The organism is Streptomyces sp. NBC_01171, from assembly GCF_045039805.1.
Lineage (GTDB): Bacteria > Actinomycetota > Actinomycetes > Streptomycetales > Streptomycetaceae > Streptomyces.
The window spans coordinates 3,053,315-3,073,215 of sequence record NZ_CP108609.1 but is presented as its reverse complement, the minus strand read 5'-3'; the positions used below and the strand labels follow the sequence as shown (position 1 = coordinate 3,073,215).

The 19,901-nt window shown below is 72.2% G+C and carries 22 protein-coding genes and 1 pseudogene; 17 read left to right on the top strand and 6 right to left on the bottom strand.

The window, feature by feature from the left end:
• Positions 1-128: 128 nt before the first annotated feature.
• The 4 genes from OG448_RS14085 (at position 129) to OG448_RS14070 (ending at position 4,762) form a co-directional block, all read left to right on the top strand.
• Positions 129-1,406 (top strand): aspartate kinase, encoded by a 1,278-nt coding sequence (locus OG448_RS14085; RefSeq protein WP_030817256.1) that lies wholly within the window; start codon positions 129-131, stop codon positions 1,404-1,406.
• Positions 1,406-2,464: an aspartate-semialdehyde dehydrogenase gene (locus tag OG448_RS14080; protein ID WP_391297508.1), complete on the top strand. Its 1,059-nt coding sequence runs from the start codon at positions 1,406-1,408 to the stop codon at positions 2,462-2,464. Before OG448_RS14085 ends, OG448_RS14080 begins: the two co-directional genes overlap by 1 nt.
• Positions 2,465-2,909: 445 nt before the next feature.
• Complete coding sequence (locus OG448_RS14075; RefSeq protein ID WP_350901140.1) at positions 2,910-3,494, top strand: SigE family RNA polymerase sigma factor; 585 nt, start codon at positions 2,910-2,912, stop codon at positions 3,492-3,494.
• 80 nt (positions 3,495-3,574) lie between these two features.
• Positions 3,575-4,762: a hypothetical protein gene (locus OG448_RS14070; protein ID WP_405553972.1), complete on the top strand. Its 1,188-nt coding sequence runs from the start codon at positions 3,575-3,577 to the stop codon at positions 4,760-4,762.
• A gap of 4 nt (positions 4,763-4,766) precedes the next feature.
• Here the strand turns inward: OG448_RS14070 and OG448_RS14065 are convergent, their stop codons facing one another.
• The gene (locus tag OG448_RS14065) at positions 4,767-5,570 is read right to left on the bottom strand and encodes an SURF1 family protein (RefSeq protein ID WP_405553970.1); all 804 of its coding nucleotides are present in this window, start codon (positions 5,568-5,570) and stop codon (positions 4,767-4,769) included.
• Between the two features lie 123 nt (positions 5,571-5,693).
• Between OG448_RS14065 and OG448_RS14060 the strand changes: the two genes are divergently transcribed.
• A complete protein-coding gene (locus tag OG448_RS14060) occupies positions 5,694-7,502 on the top strand; it encodes a prolyl oligopeptidase family serine peptidase (RefSeq protein WP_405553968.1) in 1,809 nt (602 codons plus the stop codon).
• A gap of 6 nt (positions 7,503-7,508) precedes the next feature.
• On the opposite strand, the gene OG448_RS14055 is transcribed toward OG448_RS14060, so the two are convergent.
• A complete protein-coding gene (locus tag OG448_RS14055; protein ID WP_405558798.1) occupies positions 7,509-9,299 on the bottom strand; it encodes an NAD-binding protein in 1,791 nt (596 codons plus the stop codon).
• A gap of 161 nt (positions 9,300-9,460) precedes the next feature.
• Between OG448_RS14055 and OG448_RS14050 the strand changes: the two genes are divergently transcribed.
• Together OG448_RS14050 and OG448_RS14045 are read left to right on the top strand one after the other, a co-directional pair.
• Positions 9,461-10,480, top strand: coding sequence for a permease (locus tag OG448_RS14050; protein ID WP_405553966.1), 1,020 nt, complete (start codon positions 9,461-9,463; stop codon positions 10,478-10,480).
• Entirely contained in the window at positions 10,477-11,175 is a 699-nt protein-coding gene (locus OG448_RS14045; RefSeq protein ID WP_405553964.1) for a TIGR03943 family putative permease subunit, read from the top strand. Before OG448_RS14050 ends, OG448_RS14045 begins: the two co-directional genes overlap by 4 nt.
• Positions 11,176-11,374: 199 nt before the next feature.
• On the opposite strand, the gene OG448_RS14040 is transcribed toward OG448_RS14045, so the two are convergent.
• Entirely contained in the window at positions 11,375-12,223 is an 849-nt protein-coding gene (locus tag OG448_RS14040; protein WP_405553962.1) for a hypothetical protein, read from the bottom strand.
• A gap of 365 nt (positions 12,224-12,588) precedes the next feature.
• Between OG448_RS14040 and OG448_RS14035 the strand changes: the two genes are divergently transcribed.
• The 10 genes and pseudogenes from OG448_RS14035 to OG448_RS13990 all read left to right on the top strand — a co-directional run bounded on the left by OG448_RS14035 (position 12,589) and on the right by OG448_RS13990 (position 18,425).
• A complete protein-coding gene (locus tag OG448_RS14035) occupies positions 12,589-13,062 on the top strand; it encodes a carboxymuconolactone decarboxylase family protein (RefSeq protein WP_405553960.1) in 474 nt (157 codons plus the stop codon).
• Between the two features lie 102 nt (positions 13,063-13,164).
• A complete protein-coding gene (locus tag OG448_RS14030) occupies positions 13,165-14,202 on the top strand; it encodes a permease (protein ID WP_405553959.1) in 1,038 nt (345 codons plus the stop codon).
• On the top strand, positions 14,199-14,960 hold the full coding sequence (locus OG448_RS14025; RefSeq protein WP_405553957.1) for a TIGR03943 family putative permease subunit: 762 nt from the start codon (positions 14,199-14,201) through the stop codon (positions 14,958-14,960). The genes OG448_RS14030 and OG448_RS14025 overlap by 4 nt, the downstream gene beginning before the upstream one ends.
• Positions 14,961-15,145: 185 nt before the next feature.
• Entirely contained in the window at positions 15,146-15,628 is a 483-nt protein-coding gene (locus tag OG448_RS14020; RefSeq protein WP_405553955.1) for a fluoride efflux transporter FluC, read from the top strand.
• The gene (locus OG448_RS14015; protein WP_405553953.1) at positions 15,625-16,002 is read left to right on the top strand and encodes a DUF190 domain-containing protein; all 378 of its coding nucleotides are present in this window, start codon (positions 15,625-15,627) and stop codon (positions 16,000-16,002) included. Before OG448_RS14020 ends, OG448_RS14015 begins: the two co-directional genes overlap by 4 nt.
• The gene (crcB, locus tag OG448_RS14010; RefSeq protein ID WP_405553951.1) at positions 15,999-16,373 is read left to right on the top strand and encodes a fluoride efflux transporter CrcB; all 375 of its coding nucleotides are present in this window, start codon (positions 15,999-16,001) and stop codon (positions 16,371-16,373) included. Before OG448_RS14015 ends, crcB begins: the two co-directional genes overlap by 4 nt.
• A 121-nt stretch (positions 16,374-16,494) precedes the next feature.
• The gene (locus tag OG448_RS14005; protein ID WP_405553949.1) at positions 16,495-16,947 is read left to right on the top strand and encodes a hypothetical protein; all 453 of its coding nucleotides are present in this window, start codon (positions 16,495-16,497) and stop codon (positions 16,945-16,947) included.
• The gene (locus tag OG448_RS14000; protein WP_161203594.1) at positions 16,944-17,594 is read left to right on the top strand and encodes a hypothetical protein; all 651 of its coding nucleotides are present in this window, start codon (positions 16,944-16,946) and stop codon (positions 17,592-17,594) included. The genes OG448_RS14005 and OG448_RS14000 overlap by 4 nt, the downstream gene beginning before the upstream one ends.
• Before the next feature lie 51 nt (positions 17,595-17,645).
• A pseudogene (locus OG448_RS13995) lies at positions 17,646-17,891 on the top strand (putative T7SS-secreted protein); the annotation flags it as partial.
• Positions 17,892-17,978: 87 nt separating this feature from the next.
• Positions 17,979-18,425 carry an SMI1/KNR4 family protein gene (locus OG448_RS13990; protein ID WP_405558796.1) on the top strand — a complete coding sequence of 149 codons (447 nt, stop codon included), beginning with the start codon at positions 17,979-17,981 and terminating at the stop codon, positions 18,423-18,425.
• A 159-nt stretch (positions 18,426-18,584) separates the two neighbouring features.
• Here the strand turns inward: OG448_RS13990 and OG448_RS13985 are convergent, their stop codons facing one another.
• The 3 genes from OG448_RS13985 to OG448_RS13975 form a co-directional block, all read right to left on the bottom strand.
• Positions 18,585-18,857: a hypothetical protein gene (locus OG448_RS13985; RefSeq protein WP_405553947.1), complete on the bottom strand. Its 273-nt coding sequence runs from the start codon at positions 18,855-18,857 to the stop codon at positions 18,585-18,587.
• Positions 18,858-18,950: 93 nt separating this feature from the next.
• Positions 18,951-19,175 (bottom strand): hypothetical protein, encoded by a 225-nt coding sequence (locus OG448_RS13980; RefSeq protein ID WP_405553945.1) that lies wholly within the window; start codon positions 19,173-19,175, stop codon positions 18,951-18,953.
• Positions 19,176-19,179: 4 nt separating this feature from the next.
• Complete coding sequence (locus OG448_RS13975; protein WP_405558794.1) at positions 19,180-19,740, bottom strand: DUF5994 family protein; 561 nt, start codon at positions 19,738-19,740, stop codon at positions 19,180-19,182.
• Positions 19,741-19,901: the final 161 nt, after the last annotated feature.

The following is a 19,901-nucleotide window of genomic DNA, read 5'->3' as shown; positions in this document are numbered from 1 at the left end:
CGTGGCCCGCGTACCGCTGGGCAGGTTCGGGACCGGGCGGACGACGTCTCACCATGCGGGAGCGCGATGGTGGATTTCGGACGCTCGATAGACTGAGCCGACACAAACGAACCGAGCGAGGAGCGCACGTGGGCCTTGTCGTGCAGAAGTACGGAGGCTCCTCCGTAGCCGATGCCGAGGGCATCAAGCGCGTCGCCAAGCGGATCGTGGAAGCCAAGAAGAACGGCAACCAGGTGGTTGTCGTGGTCTCCGCGATGGGCGACACGACGGACGAGCTGATCGATCTCGCCGAGCAGGTGTCTCCGATGCCTGCCGGACGTGAATTCGACATGCTGCTGACCGCCGGAGAGCGTATCTCCATGGCCCTGCTGGCGATGGCGATCAAAAAGCTGGGCCACGAGGCCCAGTCGTTCACGGGCAGCCAGGCAGGTGTCATCACCGACTCGGTCCACAACAAAGCCCGCATCATCGACGTCACGCCGGGCCGCATCCGCACCGCGCTGGACGAGGGCAACATCGCCATCGTCGCCGGTTTCCAGGGTGTGAGCCAGGACAAGAAGGACATCACCACGCTGGGCCGCGGCGGCTCCGACACCACCGCCGTCGCGCTCGCCGCCGCGCTCGACGCCGAGGTCTGCGAGATCTACACCGACGTGGACGGCGTGTTCACCGCCGACCCGCGCGTGGTGAAGAAGGCCCGGAAGATCGACTGGATCTCCTTCGAGGACATGCTGGAGCTGGCCGCGTCCGGCTCCAAGGTGCTGCTCCACCGCTGCGTGGAGTACGCCCGCCGGTACAACATTCCGATCCACGTCCGCTCCTCCTTCAGCGGGCTGCGCGGCACGTGGGTCAGCAGCGAGCCGATCGAGCAAGGGGAACAGCAGGTGGAGCAGGCCATCATCTCCGGTGTCGCGCACGACACCTCCGAGGCCAAGATCACCGTCGTCGGCGTGCCGGACAAGCCGGGCGAGGCCGCGGCCATCTTCCGGACCATCGCGGACGCCGAGATCAACATCGACATGGTCGTGCAGAACGTGTCGGCCGCCTCCACGGGCCTGACCGACATCTCCTTCACCCTGCCGAAGACCGAGGGCCGCAAGGCCATCGACGCCCTGGAGCGCAACCGCCCCGGCATCGGCTTCGAGTCCCTGCGCTACGACGACCAGATCGGCAAGATCTCCCTGGTCGGCGCCGGGATGAAGACCAACCCGGGCGTCACGGCCTCCTTCTTCGAGGCGCTCAGCGACGCGGGCGTGAACATCGAGCTGATCTCGACCTCCGAGATCCGCATCTCGGTCGTCACCCGCGCCGACGAGGTCCCCGAGGCCGTCCGCGCCGTGCACACCGCCTTCGGGCTCGACTCCGACACCGACGAGGCCGTCGTCTACGGGGGCACGGGCCGCTGATGGCACGCACCGGTCGCCCGACACTGGCGGTCGTGGGGGCGACCGGAGCCGTAGGAGCGGTGATGCTCCAGATCCTGTCCCAACGGGCGGACATCTGGGGCGAGATCCGTCTGCTCGCCTCCCCGCGCTCGGCCGGCCGCAAGCTGGCCGTGCGCGGCGAGGAGGTCGAGGTCGCCGCCCTCACCGAGGACGCCCTCGACGGCGTCGACGTCGCCATGTTCGACGTGCCCGACGAGGTCGCCGCCCAGTGGGCGCCGCTGGCCGCCGCGCGCGGCGCGGTCGTGGTCGACAACTCCGGCGCCTTCCGGATGGACCCCGAGGTGCCGCTCGTGGTCCCGGAGGTCAACCCGCACATGGCCCGGATGCGGCCGCGCGGGATCGTCTCCAACCCCAACTGCACGACCCTGTCGATGATCGTCGCGCTCGGCGCGCTGCATGCCGAGTTCGGGCTGCGCGAGCTGGTGGTCTCCTCGTACCAGGCGGTCAGCGGGGCCGGGCGGGCCGGGATCGAGACGCTGCGCGCCCAGTTGTCCCTGGTCGCGGGCACCGACCTGGGCACCGCGCCCGGTGACGTACGCCGTGCGGTGGGCGAGCTGACCGGGCCGTTCCCCGAGCCCGTCGCGCTCAACGTGGTGCCCTGGGCCGGGTCGCTGCGCGAGGACGGCTGGTCCTCGGAGGAGATGAAGGTCCGCGACGAGACCCGCAAGATCCTCGGCCTGCCCGCCCTGCCGGTCGCCGTGACCTGCGTACGGGTCCCGGTCGTCACCACCCACTCCCTCACCGTCCACGCCCGCTTCCAGGACGAGGTCACCGTGGACGGCGCCCGCGAGATCCTCGCCACCGCCCCCGGCGTGGTCCTGTGCGACGACCCGGCCGCCGGGGAGTACCCCACCCCGGCCGACGTCGTGGGCACCGATCCCACCTGGGTGGGCCGGGTGCGCAGGGCGCTGGACGACCCGACCGCGCTCGAACTCTTCGTCTGCGGCGACAACCTGCGCAAGGGCGCCGCCCTCAACACCGCCCAGATCGCCGAGCTGGTGGCCGCTGAAATGATGTGAGAATCCCGCGGTGTTCATGGGATTCTCCTGGGGAATGTGGCCGGAACCATGGTCCAAACCACTTGTACCCGGCCTTCGTCACGACAGAGGATTTCCCTCCCAGTTCTCCGCAACCGCGCGAGCACGGGGAGCGTCTTTGCCCTCACCCTGGTGCGGCGGGACGTGGATTCCGGGCGCGGGGCGTCGCGGTGGGGCGTGGTGACGCCCTTTCAACTAGGCGTAGGGGAAGAGCGGGACGCATGGCGGCACTTGAGGAACTGTCGGTCGTCGTGAATGTGACGCCCGGCACGTACAACCCTGTCGGGGGTACGCGTGTCCAACTGGCGTGGCAGAGGTACTCGAACTCGCACCGACTCTCTTCGAGCCGGGCGTATCCCCAGCAGCCCGCGGCGCGGCGGCGCTCCGGCCGCCCCGTGCGGCACTCCGGCCGCGTGTGCCCGGCGGCATGCCGGTGATCGCGCCGATGCCCGCCGCGCGCCCCACCCGCATACCCGGCCAGCGCGACGGTGCCGACGACACCGCTGGTGACGCGGCCGCCGGCACGACCGTCGACCACCTCACCGAGACCTACCGGGCGCACTACCGCTCCCTGCTCGGTCTCGCGGCCCTGCTCCTGGACGACACCGCCTCTTGCGAGGATGTCGTGCAGGAGGCGTTCATCCGCGTCCACTCGGCCCGCAAACGCGTCCGGGACAAGGAGAAGACCCTGGCCTACCTGCGTCAGACGGTCGTCAACCTCTCCCGGTCCGCGCTGCGCCGCCGCATCATCGGCCTGAAGCTGCTCTCCAAGCCGATGCCGGACATGGCGAGCGCGGAGGAGGGGGCGTACGACCAGCTCGAACGGGACTCGCTCATCAAGGCGATGAAGGGCCTTCAGCGCCGCCAGCGCGAGGTGCTCGTGCTGCGCTACTTCGCGGACATGACGGAGGCCCAGGTCGCCGAGACGCTCGGCATCTCGCTGGGCTCGGTGAAGGCGTACGGCTCACGGGGCATCGCCGCGCTGCGGGTGTCCATGGGGGCGAAGACGTGAGCGAGCACGACGAGCCTGCCGACGAGTCAGCCACGGGGGCCGACCGACACGACAAGCCGACGCACGCTGGGAACGAAACTGTGAACGACGGCATTCGCGGGGAGGAGTCCGCCCGTCCGGACGCCTCCGCCGACGCGGAGACACGGAAGCTCGACGGGCTCGACGGGTTCGAACGGCTGCTGGAGCTGGGCGGCGCGTCCTCCGGCTCCGGGCGGGGCGGCCGGGGCATCGAGGCCGACGGCCTGGACGACGGGCTCGGGGCGGACGAGCAGGCGCTGCGACGGCTGCTGCACTCCGCCGTGGAGGACGTGGAGCCCCGTACCGGCTCGCTGGAGCATCTGCGGCGGGCCGTTCCCGCGCGGCGGGCCCGCAAGCGGCACGCGGCGGTCGGCATGGCGGCGGCCGCGCTGCTGCTCGGCACCGCGATCCCGGCCCTGGTGCACGTCTCCAACGCGAACGGCGCCGACCCCAACACCGCGATGGCCGGCCAGTCCGAGTCGACGCAGGGCACCGAGGGCAAGGGCCGCACCTCCGACGGCGCCACCGGCGACACCCGCGGCACCACGGGCGACACGCCCGGCACCGGCAAGGACAGCGGGGAGAAGGACGAGCCCGGCAAGAAGGGCGGCGGCGAGTCCGGGGCGCCCGGCGCCGTGGACCCCTCGGCGAGCCTCGCCTCCGGCACGCCGAGCTGCACCCCGGCCCAGTTGGGCGTCACGGGCAGCGCGAGCGGGCCCGACTCCGGTGGCGTGGTCTACGGCACCTTCCGCGTCTCCAACGTCTCCGGCACCGCCTGCACGGTCACCGGCGCGGGCCAGGTCGGCGCGGTGGCGGTGGGCGCGGCCGACCAGGCCAAGCTGAGCGTGGCCGCGCATGTGTCCGGCGACGCGGCGAGCGGGCTGCCCGACCCGTCGCTGTCGGTGTCCTCGCTGATGCTGCGGCCGGGCGGCGCGTACGCGGAGAAGTTCGCCTTCGTGCCCTCCGAGACCTGCCCGGTGCCGGGCGGCGGGACCACCACCACCGGCGGCGGCTCGGCCACCGGCGGGCCCTCCCCCGACCCCTCGCCCAGCGGCGACACGGGCACGACCGGCACCACGGACACCGGCGGCACGGTCGGCGCGGCCCCGCAGCTCCTCACCGTCGACGGCCCGGCCGACGGCAGCGTGCAGGTCACCTACAGCGCGGCGTCCGGTGCGGCGGCCACGGCGGCCGTACCCGACGCGTGCGCGGGGACGGTGTACTACACCGGGATGCAGTCCGAGGGGTAGGGGCTCAGACGGTGGTCGGCGTGCCGGCGTCCTCGGGGGCGTCGGCTCCGTCCGTCACCAGGCCCAGCTCGGCGTCGCGGGCGGCCTCGGCCTCGCGGCGCAGCAGGCGGAACCACATGAAGACCACGAAGCCGGCGAAGACGAACCACTCGCCGGTGTAGCCGAGGTTCTGGAACGCCTTCAGGTCGAGACCGGTCCCGACGGGCGCGGTCGCGGGGACGGCCTTCATCCCGGCGTCGCCCCGGTCGAGCGTCACCCAGGCCGCGTACAGCTTGTCCGGCACCAGGTTGACCAGGGAGGCCGGGGCGATGGCGTTGGTCTGCCCGGCGGGCAGACCGCCGGTCGCGGGGACACCGTTGCTGCCCGGCGACTCGGGGGCCTGGAGCGCGCCGGTGACGGTGACCTTCCCGGCCGGGGGCTTCGGCGCCTTCGCCGGGTCCGCCGCACCGGGCAGCCAGCCCCGGACCACGGGGAGGGACTCGCCGGCCGGGGTGCGCAGCAGGGTCACGACGTAGAAGCCGGTCTTCCCGTCCAGCTCACGGCCGGGCGAGAGCAACTGCCTGCCGTACTCGCCGCTGACCACGACCCGGCGTCCCGAGGTGGCCTTGTCCACGGGCAGCATCCGCGCGAGCGGCACCGCCTCCTCGTGGCGCGAGTCCGCCGCCTGTTCGGTGGCGGTGCGATGATCCTGCACCCGCCCCTCGAACCGGCTGAGCTGCCACGACCCCATGAACACGCAGAACGGGATGGCGAGCAGCACGAAGACGTTGATGCCCCACCAGCGGGGTGTCAGCAGAAACCGGTACACACCCCAAAGGTACGGCGCCCCCTTTGTCACCTTCACGGGGGGCCCGGGGCCCCGCCTGCTTCGAACCTCGTTGCCCAGCTCAGGGGTGTCCCGTAGGGCGTCGCGCGGGAGATCCTAGGGGGCATGGACAAAGCTGACGAAGCTGTGGAGATGCCCGACTGGGAGAAGCGGTTCCGCGCGCCGAGGGTCTCGCTGCCGGACTGGGCCGAGGACGCGCCCGACCGCTCGCTGTTCGTGTCGAACGCGACCGGCACCTACGAGCTGTACGCGTGGGACCGAGCGAGCGGTGCGCAGCGGCAGGCCACGGACCGGCCGAACGGCACGACGGACGGCGTGCTCTCGCCGGACGGGGCGTGGATCTGGTGGTTCGACGACAAGGACGGGGACGAGTTCGGGGTCTGGCGCCGCCAGCCCTTCGGGGGCGGCCCCGACGAGACGGCCGTACCGGGCCTCGCGCCCTCCTACCCGGCCGGGCTGGCCCTCGGCCGGGACGGGCGGACGGCCGTGGTCGGCCGGTCGACGGACGAGGACGGTACGACGATCCACCTCGCGCGCGCCGGTGAGGCGCCGGTGGAGATCTACCGGCACCGTGAGTCCGCCGGCGTCGGCGACCTCTCGCACGACGGCACGCTGATCGCGATCGAGCACACCGAGCACGGCGACGCCATGCACAGCGCCCTGCGCGTGCTGCGCCCGGACGGCACGGCCGTCGCCGACCTGGACGACACCCGCGGCGGCACCGAGGAGCTGGGCCTGGAGGTGCTGGGCTTCGCCCCCGTCGACGGCGACACCCGCCTCCTCATCGGCCACCAGCGCCGGGGCCGCTGGGAGCCCCTGGTCTGGGACGTGGCGAGCGGCGCGGAGACGGACCTCCCGCTGGACCTGCCCGGCGACGTGGCCGCCGAGTGGTACCCGGACGGCTCCGCCCTGCTGATCGCGCACGGCTTCGAGGCCCGCAGCGAGCTGTTCCGCTACGACCTCGCCACCCGCGAGCTGGACCGTATCCCCACCCCGCCCGGCACCGTCTCCGGGGCGACCGCCCGCCCCGACGGCAGCGTGGAGTACCTGTGGTCCTCGGCCGCCGAGCCGTCGGTGGTCCGTTCCACCAGCGGGCAGATCGTGCTGGACCCGCCCGGTCTGAAGAGCCCGCCGTCGGTCGCGGTGGAGGACGTGTGGGTGGACGGCCCCGGCGGCCGTATCCACGCCCTCGTCCAGAAGCCCGCCGGGGCCACCGGCCCCCTCCCGACCGTGTTCGACCTGCACGGCGGGCCCACCTGGCACGACAGCGACTCCTTCGCCGCCGGCCCGGCGGCCTGGGTGGACCAGGGGTACGCCGTGGTCCGCGTCAACTACCGGGGTTCCACCGGGTACGGGCGTGCCTGGACCGACGCGCTCAAGCACCGGGTCGGCCTGATCGAGCTGGAGGACGTGGCCGCGGTGCGCGAGTGGGCCGTCTCCTCCGGCCTCGCCGACCCCGAGCGCCTCGTCCTCACCGGCGGCTCCTGGGGCGGCTACCTCACCCTCCTCGGCATCGGCACCCAGCCGGAGGCGTGGACGGTGGGCATCGCCGTGGTGCCGGTCGCGGACTACGTCACCGCGTACCACGACGAGATGGAGGCGCTGAAGGCCATGGACCGCACCCTCCTGGGCGGCACCCCGGAGGAGGTCCCGGACCGCTTCGCCGCGTCCTCCCCGCTGACCTACGTCGACCAGGTCAAGGCCCCCGTCTACATCTCCGCCGGCGTCAACGACCCCCGCTGCCCCATCCGCCAGATCGACAACTACGTCGACCGCCTCCGCGACCGCGGCGCCCCCCACGAGGTCTACCGCTACGACGCGGGCCACGGCTCCCTGGTGGTCGACGAACGCATCAAGCAGGTCCGCCTGGAAATGGACTTCGCCCGGCGGCACCTGGGGGGCTCGGAGCAGTAGGACGGTTCAGCCCAGTTCCGCCAGCCCCCGGCGGGTCGCCGCGATCACCACCCGGTCCTCCTTCGTGAGGAGGTGGTCGGGTGGGGTGTCGGGTGCGTTCTCGACGGCGAGGGCGCGCCAGACGCCGGGTTCGAAGGCGGACGCCAGGGTGCGGCCCTCCAGTTGGGGGCGGTTCGCCACGTCCACCGAGGCGAAGACGAGTACCCGGCGTTCCACCGGGACCGCGCCCAGGACGCGGCGGCCCAGCATGGCTCCGGCGAAGGCGGGGGCCGAGAGGTAGGAGACGCTGCGGCTGCGGGTGGTGGCCAGCGGGTGGGCGACGCGCAGGGTGCGGTAGACGGCGGTGGCGAAGTCGTCGTCGTACAGGCGCAGTACCGCGCGGAGGTCGGGACGGACCCCCCGCGCGTACAGCACGGCCTCCAGGTTGGTGGTGTCCGCGCTGGTCACCGCGAGGAGGGCGTGCGCCCGGTGGATCTTGGCCGCCTCCAGTACGCCCTCCTGCGTGACGTCCCCGATCACCACCGGCACCCGCAGCCGCCGCGCCACCGCGAGCCCGCGCGCCTCCGGGTTGCCCTCCACGCACACCACCGGGACGTGCAGCTCGCGCAGCCGGATCAGCACCCGCGTACCGATCTTCCCCAGCCCCAGCAGGACCACGTGTCCACCGAGCCCACGCGGTGGCTTGCGCAAGGCGGACTGTGTACGGAAGGTGCCCAACCCCTCCAGTACGGCGGCCAGTAGTACGGGGAGCAGCAGCAACCCGACCAGGCCGGACAGGAGTTGCAGGATCTGACGCCCCAACGACTCGCCCAGCGCGGGGTCGTCGATGGCGAAGAGGTCCAGCAGGGTCAGGTAGAAGGCCCGCACGGGATGGATGCCGGTCACGATCGACAGGGCCACCGCGAGCGCGATCACGCAGCCCGCCAGTACCGCCAGCGACCACCTCAACTGCTTGGAGAACAGGGAGGAGAGGGGCGGGACACCGCCCACGCCGAGCCCGTTCCCCGGCGCCGTGCCCTCCGCCGCCGAGAACCGCTCCAGCATCACCCGGGACCGGCCTTCGGCGCGCCGTACCTCCTCGTCGCCGGGCAGCAGCACCGGCCCCTCGTCGCTCCCGTCGGCGGACAGCAGCGCGAGTGTGCACAGGCCGCGCGGCGCGGGGCTCCCGTCCGGGGGCGCGACCCGCTCCACCGCGCGCAGCAGCAGCCCCTCCGCCTGGATCACCTTGCCGGTACCGGCGACGGCGGTCGCCGCGAGCGCGGGCGCGGCGGTGTCGGCGTCGGAGAGCACGGAGGTGGCCGCGTCCCGTACCGCCTCCTCGGACTCGCCCACCAACACGGCGGCCTGATCGAGGAGTTCCTCGATGTGCTGGCCCAATCGCCGGTTGTAGAGCCGAAGTACGAGCCGGAGCCGCGGGTTGAGCCGCCGGGCGGTCAGCGCGGCCCGGATGTTGGTCTCGTCGTCCTCGTACACCAGCGCCAGCGCGGCCGCCCGCTCCACTCCAGCCTCGGCGAGCACCTGCTCGGTGAGGAACTCGGCCTCCAGCACCCGTTCCCCGCCCCGGCGTTGGCCGGCAGCACCGGGCTCACCCCCGCCCGGCACGGGCCCGCCCCGGCCGACCGCCACCGACACCACCCGGTCGAAGAGCGCCGCCGGAGCCGACCGGGGCCGCCCGACCACCGGCCGCCGCGCGGTACGGGCGTTCGGCGGCACGACGAGGACGACCTGCTCGCCGTAGACTCCGCGCAACTCGGCGGACAGCCGGTGCGCGAGACCGTCGTCCCCGCACACCACCATCGGCGCCGACGTGCCACCGGGACCGCCCTGATACGGAACGCTGTTCGCCACGAGGGAAAAGACTGCCCCAAGAAGGCGGCCGGTTCCAGCGATCACCTGAACGGCCCCACCCGCGGCCGCGTACCGCACAGCAGCCGCACCCAGCCGGAGGTACCCCACCCGTGGCCATCACCGAAGACGCCCCGCCCGGCGCGGAACCGGGTACCGAGCCGCCCGGCGAACGGCCCGGAGGCGTCCGGCTCAGCTCCCCCCTCGTCCTGACCCTGGTGCTGCTGCTCGCCGTCCTCGCCCAGGCGCCGATCCGGGGCGCGCTCGGCACCCCGGTGATGCAGAGCTGGACCACGGTGTTCGTCGCCGTCACCGTGCAGGCGCTCCCCTTCCTGGTCCTCGGGGTGCTGCTGTCGGCCGCCATCGCCGTCTTCGTACCGCCCGCCTTCTTCGCCCGCGCCCTGCCCGGCCGGCCCGCGCTCGCCGTACCGGTCGCGGGGCTGGCCGGCGCGGTGCTGCCGGGGTGCGAGTGCGCGTCGGTGCCGGTGGCGGGCGCGCTGGTGCGGCGGGGCGTGACCCCGGCGGCCGCGCTGGCGTTCCTGCTGTCCGCGCCCGCGATCAACCCGATCGTGCTCACCGCCACGGCCGTCGCCTTCCCGAACAACCCCGAGATGGTCCTCGCCCGGTTCGCCGCGAGCCTCCTGGTGGCCTGCGCGATGGGCTGGCTGTGGCAGCGGCTCGGCCGCGCCGACTGGCTGCGGCCGCCCGCGCACGGCGCCCACGAGGGCGAGACGAAGGCGGAGACCTTCTGGAACTCCGTACGCCACGACACCATGCACGCGGGCGGCTTCCTGGTGGTCGGCGCGATGGCCGCGGCCACCCTGAAGGCGGTCGCCCCGGCGGAGTGGCTGCGCACGGCCGCGGGCAACCCGTTCCTCGCGGTGCTCGCCCTCGCCGTGCTCGCCGTGGTGCTGTCCATCTGCTCGGAGGCGGACGCGTTCGTCGCCGCCTCGCTGACCGACTTCTCCCCGACGGCCAAGCTGGTGTTCCTGGTGGTGGGCCCGATGATCGACCTCAAGCTGTTCGCCATGCAGGCCGGCACCTTCGGCCGCGGCTTCGCGCTGCGCTTCGCCCCGGCCACGTTCGCGCTGGCCGTCACGGGCGCGCTGGTCACCGGGGCGGTACTGCTGTGAACCGCCAGGCGCAGGCCGCCGTCATGTTCCTGCTCGGCGGGGCGCTGCTGCACGCGGGGACGACCGATCTGTACCTCCGGTACGTCAAGTCCGGCTTGCGGCCGATGCTGTTGGCGGCGGGGGTGGTCCTCGTGACGGCCGCCCTGGCCACGGTCTGGTACGAGCGGAAACGGGCTGTTGTGGGTCACGCGCACCCCGATCCCGGCGTGGCCTGGCTCCTGGTGCTGCCCGTCCTCGCCCTCATCCTCATCGCCCCGCCCGCCCTCGGCTCCTACAGCGCGGTCCGCACCGGCACGGCACTCCAACCCCCGTACGGCCTGGACCCGTTGCCCGCCTCCGACCCCGTCCGGCTGAGCGTCGTCGACTACGCCTCCCGCGCCGCCTACAGCCACACCCTGCGCGGCCGCACCGTGCGCGTCACCGGCTTCCTCGCCCTCGACGCCCACGGCACCCCCTACCTCGTCCGCATGGCCCTCAACTGCTGCGCCGCCGACGCCCAGCCGGTGAAGATCGGCCTCACCGGCCAGCTCCCGCCGGTCCTAAGGCCGGACGCGTGGATGGAGGTGACGGGGGTGTACGCGCCGCGTGTGACGCGGGACCCGGTGAACAACGGCGTGATCCCGTATCTGCGGGTGACGTCGGCGCGGCCGGTGGCTACGCCGGCCGACCCTTACGACGAGACGTGGAACAAGTGAGGGATGTCTGGCCTGGCTCGGCCGGGAGCGACCGGCTGCGGCGTGCAGGTTCCCTCCCGGTCGTCCGTCCTGGGCCGGGTTGAATCCATGCTCAGCCGAGGCTGCTCCACCGGAAACGGCTGGTGCCCGGCCGAGCCCGCTCACCCCTTGACCGTCGGCTCCGGCTTCAGCCCCAGCGGTCGCCGACCTCGCCGCGTGCTCAGCTCAGGCAGATGACCAGGAGACAGACGTGGGAGGGGGAGGCGGACGGTGATGCGGTGGGGGTGGGGGACTGCGAGGTCGGGGGTGTGGTCGACGGGGCGGGGGTCGACGGGGCCCCGGTGGGCGCGGTGCGCTCGGTGGGGGTGTCCGTCGTGGGGGCGGGGGACTGCTGCGGCGGGGTGAGGGGGGAGGTGGGGGTGGTGGAGACCGGGGCCGGGTCGTGGGGGAGGGGGAGCAGGGAGCGGGAGTGGGGGTGCGTCGAGGAGGACGCGGTGGGGGACGGCTTGGTGGCCTTCGGGGTGGCCTTGTGCCGGGTGGGGGTGCTGGAGCGGGGGTCCGCCGGGGCCTTGGGCTTGGCGCTCGTGCGGGGCGGGGCGCTCGGGGCAGCGGTGGGGCGCCCGGTCGGGGACGCCGTCGGTACCGGGAGGCCGGCCGTGGCCTCGGGGCCCGTACCGCCCATCGGCTGCTCGCCCTGGGCGGCGGTGGGGCGGGTGCGGTCGCCCGGCTGGTGGTTCAGGGCGGCGGCCAGGGTGAGGCCACCGCCGACCAGGGCGACGGCGGTCGCCAGGGCGGCCCTGCGGCGCGTCTTCCTCCAACGGGACTGCTCACGGCGCCGGGCCGCGCGGCCACTGCCCGAGGGCACCTCGGCCGGGCGGTGCGGGGCGGCCGGCGGGGGCACCGACCTGCCGTGGCGGGACGCGGGGACGTCCTCGTCGCCGGGCTGCCGGACGGCGTACGGGCTCGTGCGGACCGGCATCGGGGCCAGGTCCGGGGCGGCGCAGACGCCGCAGCCCGGGCAGACCAGGGCGCCGTTCAGATGCCGACGGCAGGCGGAGCAGTAGTCCATTCGCGGTCTTCCTGGGTCGACGGGCGCGGGTGAGCGCCCGCCACCGTAACGGGACCATCAGCAGACTGTGTGCGCCCCATGTGGCTCTCCTGCACACATTCGCAGCGGATTCCGGGTGGCTGGAACCTGTGTGGCCGGAAGTCGTGTGGGTGGGCCCTCTGGGGTCCCACGCCATGTGGCCGGAAGCCATGTGGTCGCACGCCGTGTGGCCGCACGTCATGTGGCCCGGACCCGTGTCGTCGCACCCCAGGTGCCCACACTCCGCGTGCCCCAGTGACCCAGGTCACACCCCCACATGTCACACCCCCACCGCCCCGCCCGTCGTAACCGTGAATCCAACGGAACCGGCCCACAGGAGCACACCCATGGACGCCCGCCTCAACCCCTTCGCCATCCCCGCCACCGCCAAGATCGTCAAGCACATCAACGCGGCCGGAAAGGTCGTCTCGGACTCCACCCTCCCCGCCGCCACCCAGGAGCTGGTGAAGATCCGCGCCAGCCAGATCAACGGCTGCGGCTTCTGCCTCGACATGCACACCAAGGAGGCCGCGCACGCGGGCGAGACCCAGCTCCGGCTGAACATGGTCGCCGCCTGGCGCGAGGCCACCGTCTTCACCGACGCCGAGCGCGCCGCCCTCGAACTGGCCGAACAGGGCACCCGCCTGGCCGACACCCCGGGCGCCGTCACCGACGAGGCGTGGGCGAACGCGGCCAAGCACTACGACGAGGAGCAGCTCGCCGCCCTGGTCTTCCTCATCGGCCTCATCAACGCCTACAACCGCATGAACGTCATGATCCGCATGCCCGCCGGCGACTACCAGGTCGGCCAGTTCGCCTGAGCCGTAACCTCCTCAGGCATCCGGAGGCGAGACGGCGTGTGCGCCCCGCCGCGCGCACGCCCCTCGCTTATCGTCGGCCAAACACCGACATCCGGAGTGAAAATGGGAAAAACGGATGAGCTGGTGGGAGTGGTCGACAGGGCGGCGCCGGTCGTCACCCCCACCGCTCCACCGGCCCGCCCCAGCCCCGTGCGCCCCCTGCTCGCCTTCACCGCCGCGGCGGCCGTCGGGATCACGGTGCTGCTGCTCGCCCGCGCCGGGGTGCTGGACCGGCCCGCCGTCCAGGCGTGGCGCACGGTCTGCCTGGCGATCACCGTGCAGGCGCTGCCGTTCCTGATCCTGGGTACCGTGCTGTCCGGCGCGATCAACGCCTTCGTCCCGGCCGACCTGTTCACCCGCGTGCTGCCCAAGCGGGCCGCGCTCGCCGTGCCGGTCGCGGGGGTCGCGGGCGCGGTGCTGCCGGGGTGCGAGTGCGCGTCCGTACCGGTCGCGAACAGTCTGATCCGGCGGGGCGTCACCCCGGCCGCCGCCTTCGCCTTCCTGCTGTCCGCGCCCGCGATCAACCCGATCGTGCTCACCGCCACGGCGGTCGCCTTCCCCGGCAACCCCGCGATGGTCGCCGCCCGGCTGGTCGCCTCGCTGGCCACCGCCGCCGTCATGGGCTGGCTGTGGCTCTGCTTCGGCAAGGAGAAGTGGCTGCGCCCGGCCGTACGGCACACCGGCCACCAGCACGGACACAGGCGCTGGGCCGAGTTCCGCCAGGGCTTCCAGCACGACTTCCTGCACGCCGGGGGCTTCCTGGTGCTCGGCGCGATGGCCGCGGCCACCTTCAACGTCGCCGTACCGCGCACCGTGCTCGACACCTTCTCCGGCTCGCCCTGGCTCTCCGTCCTGTTCCTCGCCGGACTCGCCGTCCTGCTCGCGGTCTGCTCGGAGGCGGACGCCTTTGTGGCGGCGTCACTCACAGGCTTCTCCCCTACAGCCCGGCTCGCTTTCATGGTGGTCGGCCCCATGGTGGACCTGAAGCTGATCGCCCTTCAGGCGGGCACCTTCGGCCGTGCCTTCGCCGTACGGTTCTCCGCCGCGACCACGGTCGTCGCCGTCGCCGCCAGCGCCCTGATCGGAGGCGCGCTGCTGTGAGACGCCTCGCCCAGACCGCCCTGCTCGCCCTCATCGGCGCCGGCCTGCTGCACACGGCCCTCTTCACCGACCTCTACCTGCGCTATGTCAAGGAGGGCCTGCGCCCCGTCCTGATCGCCTCCGGCGTCGTCCTGCTGCTCCTCGGCGCGGTGAACGCCTGCCTCGACCTGCGCCGAAGCCAGGAGCCCCACGAGCCTCGCGACCCCCATGCGGACGCCCATTCCCATGGCCACGACCACTCCACCGCCCCCAAGGTCGCCTGGCTCCTCGCTCTCCCCGCCCTGAGCCTCCTCCTCTACGCCCCGCCCGCCCTCGGCGCGTACACGGCGGCGCACTCCAACGGGAAACCGGTGTCCACCACCCTGAAGGAACGTTTCCCCGCCCTCCCCCCGACCTCCCCGCTCCCCCTGACCCTCACCGGCTTCACCCAGCGCGTCCAGCAGGACCCCACGCTGGCGATCAAGGGCCGGCCGGTCCAGCTCACCGGGTTCGTCACCCCGGCCGGGTCCGGCGGCGGCTGGTACCTGACCCGGATCATCTTCACCTGCTGCGCCGCCGACTCCCAGACCGTCAAGGTCCGCGTCCACGGCCCCGATGCCCCGCCCGCCAACACCTGGCTCGCGGTCACCGGCACCTGGCACCCCGCGGGCCGCCTCGGCACGAAGACCGCCGAGGCCGCGCTCGACGTCCAGGAGACTCACCCGATCCCCCAGCCGGTCAACGCGTACACGGACGACCTCCCGCTGACCCCGTCGTAGCCGGACCGCCGCACTGCGCCCCATCCCGCCCCCGCGATACCCTGGTGACCGGCCGCGCCTCACCCGCGCGGCGCGGCGGTGGGGCTCGCCGTACCCGAACCGCGGCATCGACGCCGCCAACAGTCCCTACTTGCGATGGAGTGCGCCCGCGTGCGCGGGCCCCGGCGAGTAGGAGACGTACGCCCATGACAGCATCACGACCCACGGCGAACGAACCCGTCGACCCCGACATCGACCTGCGCTCCCCCGCCCAGTGGCAGGAAGCGTGGCGCGGTCAGGGCCCGGTCGTGGCGGTGGTCGCGGGCGGCGGCGCGATCGGGGCGGCGGCCCGGTACGCGGCGTCGCTGCTGTGGCCCGTGGCGGACCCCGGCTTCCCCTGGACCACCCTGCTGGTCAACGTGACCGGCTGCGCGGTCATCGGCGTCTTCATGGTGCTGATCAGCGAGGTGTGGACGGCGCACCGGCTGGTCCGGCCGTTCTTCGGCACGGGTGTGCTGGGGGGCTTCACCACGTTCTCCACGTACGCCGTCGAGATCGAACGGCTGGTGAACGCCGGTGCTGCGCGCACCGCCCTCGCCTATCTGGCCGCGACCCTGCTGGCGGCCCTCGGCTCGGTCGGACTCGCGGTCGCGCTCACGCGCCGCGTCCTGGCCTGGAGGCAGCGATGACCACGACACGGCTGACCGGTGACGCCCTGCGGGTGACGATCTTCATCGGCGAGCACGACACCTACCGCCACAAGCCGCTCTACAGCGAGATCGTGCACCGCGCGCACGCGGCCGGTCTCGCGGGGGCCAGCGTGTTCCGGGGCATCGAGGGCTTCGGCGCGTCCTCTCTGATCCACACCGCCCGGCTGCTCTCCCTGAACGAGGAACTGCCGGTGGCGATCGTCATCGTCGACACTCCGGAGCGCGTACGGGCGTTCCTCCCGCAACTGGACGAGCTGGTGGAGTCGGGGCTGGTGATCCTGGACGACTGCCAGGTCATCCGCTACGCCGGCAGCCGCTCGGGCCGCCACTCCCGCAAGGAGAAGAAGGCGTGAACTGGCTCCTCGTGATCCTCGGCGGCATGGCCGGAGCCCCCCTGCGCTACCTCACCGACCGCGCCGTCCAGAAACGCCACGACGCGGTCTTCCCCTGGGGCACCTTCACGGTCAACGTCCTAGGCTGCTTCATCCTCGGCCTGTTGACCGGCGCGGTGGTAGCGGGCGCAGCCTCTTCCCACATCCAACTCCTCCTGGGCACCGGCTTCTGCGGCGCCCTCACCACGTACTCCACCTTCTCCTACGAAACCCTCCGCCTCACGGAGGACGGAGCGAGATTCCTGGCAGCGGCCAACGTGGTGGCGAGCGTGGTGGCGGGCCTGGGCGCGGCTTTCGTGGGCACGGCGTTCGCCGAGGCGATCTGGGCTTGACCTCAACTTCCAAGGCATGCAGGTGCCTTACGACACGCCCCCCATCCCGAGTGACCTCCCGTGACAAGGGTGTGACGGGCATGAACTTGTCCGCTCTCGTCGCAGTCGTGATGATGGCGGCATGTCTGAGAACGGGGACCGGGGGGCGGGTTCGGGCATCGCGCCCGCGCAGGCGGCGGAAGTGGCGGCCCGGAGAAGGGAGTTCGCCGAGCTGCTCGGTGAGTTTCGCCGTACTCCCGTTCTCGTGCCGCTGGGCGGTGATCCGGGTGGTGAACAGGCGCTTCTGACCGCCGACTTCAACGGCATCCGCTTCATCCTGGCCTTCTCCGACGAGCAGGCGCTCGCCCGGTACGCCACCGCGCGTGGGGAGTCGGCGCGGGAGTGGGCGTATCAACGCATTCTGGGTGCACGCCTGTTGGATGTGGCGGTGCCCGCCGCGGGCGTGCCGTGCGGGGTGGCGCTGGACTGTGCGGACGGGTCGGACGGGATGGTGTTCCCGCCGGTGGCGGGGATCGTGCCGGACGGCGCGGCGGTGGATCTGGACGACGAGACGCGGCACGGGGGTGCGGTATGAGCGGCGAGGGCGGGATGGATCTCCAGGCGCAGGGCCTGGAGGAGATCGCCAAGGGCCTGACGGAGGCGCTGGGTGAACTGGGCGAGCTGGGCATGGTCGGCCAGGCCGGCGCGGGCCGGGGCTTCTCCGGAATCGCCCTGTCGGGGCTGGAGTTGGGTCATGAGGGCCTCACCGGCGAGCTGAAGACGTTCTGCGAACGCTGGGAGTGGGGCGTACGTGCCCTGATCGCGGAGGGCAACGCCTTCGCGCAGAAGACCAACCTGTCGGCGGGCACGTACTACGAGACCGAGCAGTACCTCAAGGGCAGCGTGAAGGTCGTCGCGAACTCGGCGGTGGGCAACCCGTACGCCTCCGAGGAGGACGTGGAGAAGATGGGCTGGGGCGACATCGCCAAGTCCGGTCGTACGGTGGACTATTCGCAGGAGTCCTTCGAGCAGGCGTGGGAGAACAGCAAGCAGGGCTGGAAGGACGCCGGCCGGGACGCGATGACCGCGCCCCTGATCGGCACGGTCCCCGTCACGCCGGAGAACCTCCACGGCGCGGTGGGCATGTCGGACAAGGAGTACGACCAGTTCCTCGACGACACCTTCGGCCCGTCCCCGGAGGCCCGCGCGAAGGCAGCCGAGCAGCAGGGCGGTGAGGGCTGATGGGGCTGGGGGACATGGGCCCACGCGGCGGAGGCGTGCGGGGCGGCGGCGGCCGTCGAGCTGTACAGGAAGGGCACGAAGGCGTTCGACGACGCGGCGGACGACTTCGAGCGGAAGGCCGCCGCGTACAAGGCCAAGGCTGACGTGGGCGAGGACCCCGGCACGGCCCCGAAGCAGGACATGCAGGCGGGCAAGTCCGACCGCGACGCCGCCGCCACCAAGCTGAACGAGGCCCGCAAGCAGCGCAACACCGCCGCCGACGCCCAGGGGAAGATCAAGGCCGCCCTCGCCCACGCCCCCCCAGAACCCCCGCCTCTCGAACGCCTCGGCCACGACTTCACCGACGGCATTCGGTTAAGCAGTAAGGAACGGAGAGAGTCCCACATGTGGCGAGAGCTCACCTCGGAATTCCCCGAAGTGGAACTCCAGGAGCCGGCGGATCCTCGCGATCTGGCGCTGATCGAGGAGCGACTGGGTCAGCCGCTGCCCGAGCCGTTGCGGGAGCTCCTCCTGGAGACGAACGGGATCGAAGACAGCTACGGAACCGAATTCGTCTGGACCGCCGAAAAGATTCTGGAAGAGAACGAGTCCTTCCGGACCAACGCGCAGTTCCGTGAGCTGTATATGCCGTTCGACGCCCTGATGTTCTTCGGTGACAACGGCGGCGGCGATCAGTTCGCCGTCGTGCGCACTCCGCCCCGCGACGACATCTTCGTATGGGATCACGAAACGGACAGCCGAACCTGGATCGCCCCGTCGCTCGAGAACTATCTGCGGGGCGCGCTCGGCAGCGACGGTGAGGACTGGTACCGCTGGCGGACCCCGAACTAGCCGAGCCCACCGATCCCCTGGAGACCGCGTAGCGCCTCGTGCGGGTCGTCGTAAGGCGTCGTTGTCGGGGCTGGGGTGGTTGGGCTCGGCTCACCATTGCCGTCGTTCTCGCCCCCGGGCCGTTACACAGCCCGAGTCCTGAGGGTGCCTTGGGCCGTGTCAGTCGCTGTCCTTCTCCTCGGTCTCCATGATCTGGATCCCCTTGTGCGTCAGGGTGACCATCGCGGGTGTGTTTCCTCGCGCCCATTCGACCTGGACCAGTTCCTCGGCCGCCAGGTACGTGCAGGCGGCGGCCAGGTCCTCCTCGGGCATGGCGAGATCCTCACGCATCTGCTCTCCGGTGAGGCCGAGGAGACGATTGCCTTCGACGGCCTCGTACAGGGCCTTCATGATCGCCTCGCGGTTGTGCTCCCGCTCGTGCAGTGTCGCCATGGTCGCCCGCCTCTCGTGCGGCACCGACGGAAACCCGTACGTCTGAGGCAGCGTCGCTTCACGCTCACCCCGGCTCGAAGCAGGGCTGGGGCATCAGCGGTTCCCCTGTCGCTGCTCACGACGTGTGGTGCCGGCCGGAGGACTGTTCGACACGGTGGCACGTCTGCTCTTACGGGTCCGCCGACCGATTCCCGGTAGGGCGTCGCTGTAGCGGAACGCCCCGATTCTTTCGGCGTGTTGCACGTTGAGCCGGTGGATCAGGAACATGCCCGCGATGATCACGGCGAGGATCACGGCGATGGTGACGGTCGTCTGCACGTCCTCACCTCCTCAGGGTGGAGGTGGAGATCCCGGTCGCGGCTCCTGCCGTCGAAGCGGCTCCGCCGTCGGTCTCCCATTCCTCTTCCCGGCCCTGAGTATCTGTCATGTCGTGCCTGATGGCCTCATCGGCCATCAGACCGCTGGCGGTGCGGAGCCCTGGCGGAACGGTTGCCGCTGCCATCAGCCGGGCGGCGGCGGCAGGGTCCGTCTCCGGAGGGATCACCAGCAGGTCCAGGCGGCCCACCGTGTAGGACAGGAGGATCACCTTGTTCGGGTCCTGCTCGGCGGCGAACCAGCCGACATGCACCGTGTGGCCCGTGACGGGGACCTTGCGCGGGATGACGGGCCAGTGGGTCGGGTTCACGGTGACGTGGGTGATCCGGCCCCAGCACGCGTCCAGTGCGTCCGTCAGAGTGGGGATCTCGCGCAGGAGATCACGGGAGCGGGGCCACCAGGCGCCGTCCAGGAGACCTGGAGCCGAGCCGGTGGGGGTCAGCGACAGTCTGGCCGGGACCGACAGCGGGCGCTCTTGGATGATCGTGGGTTCGATGGTCGCGGTCATGACGCGGACCTGTCCCCGAGCCTCCTCGCGGAGGCCGGTGTTGTTGCTCGCCGAGAACGAGACCGACATGGCGGCCGGTGTGCGGAGTACTCCCGGTGCTTTCACTCTACGCCGCTGCGGAGGTCCCGGGACGTGTGCGTGAGCAGGCATTTCACCGACAG

Coding starts and splice junctions, on each gene's coding strand:
- OG448_RS14000 (WP_161203594.1), top strand. CDS start 16,944: ATGAGCGGCGAGGGCGGGATGGATCTCCAGGCGCAGGGCCTGGAGGAG.
- OG448_RS13975 (WP_405558794.1), bottom strand. CDS start 19,740: ATGACCGCGACCATCGAACCCACGATCATCCAAGAGCGCCCGCTGTCG.
- OG448_RS14040 (WP_405553962.1), bottom strand. CDS start 12,223: ATGGACTACTGCTCCGCCTGCCGTCGGCATCTGAACGGCGCCCTGGTC.
- OG448_RS13990 (WP_405558796.1), top strand. CDS start 17,979: ATGTGGCGAGAGCTCACCTCGGAATTCCCCGAAGTGGAACTCCAGGAG.
- OG448_RS14060 (WP_405553968.1), top strand. CDS start 5,694: ATGGACAAAGCTGACGAAGCTGTGGAGATGCCCGACTGGGAGAAGCGG.
- OG448_RS14080 (WP_391297508.1), top strand. CDS start 1,406: ATGGCACGCACCGGTCGCCCGACACTGGCGGTCGTGGGGGCGACCGGA.
- OG448_RS13985 (WP_405553947.1), bottom strand. CDS start 18,857: ATGGCGACACTGCACGAGCGGGAGCACAACCGCGAGGCGATCATGAAG.
- OG448_RS14075 (WP_350901140.1), top strand. CDS start 2,910: ATGCCGGTGATCGCGCCGATGCCCGCCGCGCGCCCCACCCGCATACCC.
- OG448_RS14030 (WP_405553959.1), top strand. CDS start 13,165: ATGGGAAAAACGGATGAGCTGGTGGGAGTGGTCGACAGGGCGGCGCCG.
- OG448_RS14020 (WP_405553955.1), top strand. CDS start 15,146: ATGACAGCATCACGACCCACGGCGAACGAACCCGTCGACCCCGACATC.
- OG448_RS14005 (WP_405553949.1), top strand. CDS start 16,495: ATGTCTGAGAACGGGGACCGGGGGGCGGGTTCGGGCATCGCGCCCGCG.
- OG448_RS14035 (WP_405553960.1), top strand. CDS start 12,589: ATGGACGCCCGCCTCAACCCCTTCGCCATCCCCGCCACCGCCAAGATC.
- OG448_RS14055 (WP_405558798.1), bottom strand. CDS start 9,299: ATGGTGGTGTGCGGGGACGACGGTCTCGCGCACCGGCTGTCCGCCGAG.
- OG448_RS14015 (WP_405553953.1), top strand. CDS start 15,625: ATGACCACGACACGGCTGACCGGTGACGCCCTGCGGGTGACGATCTTC.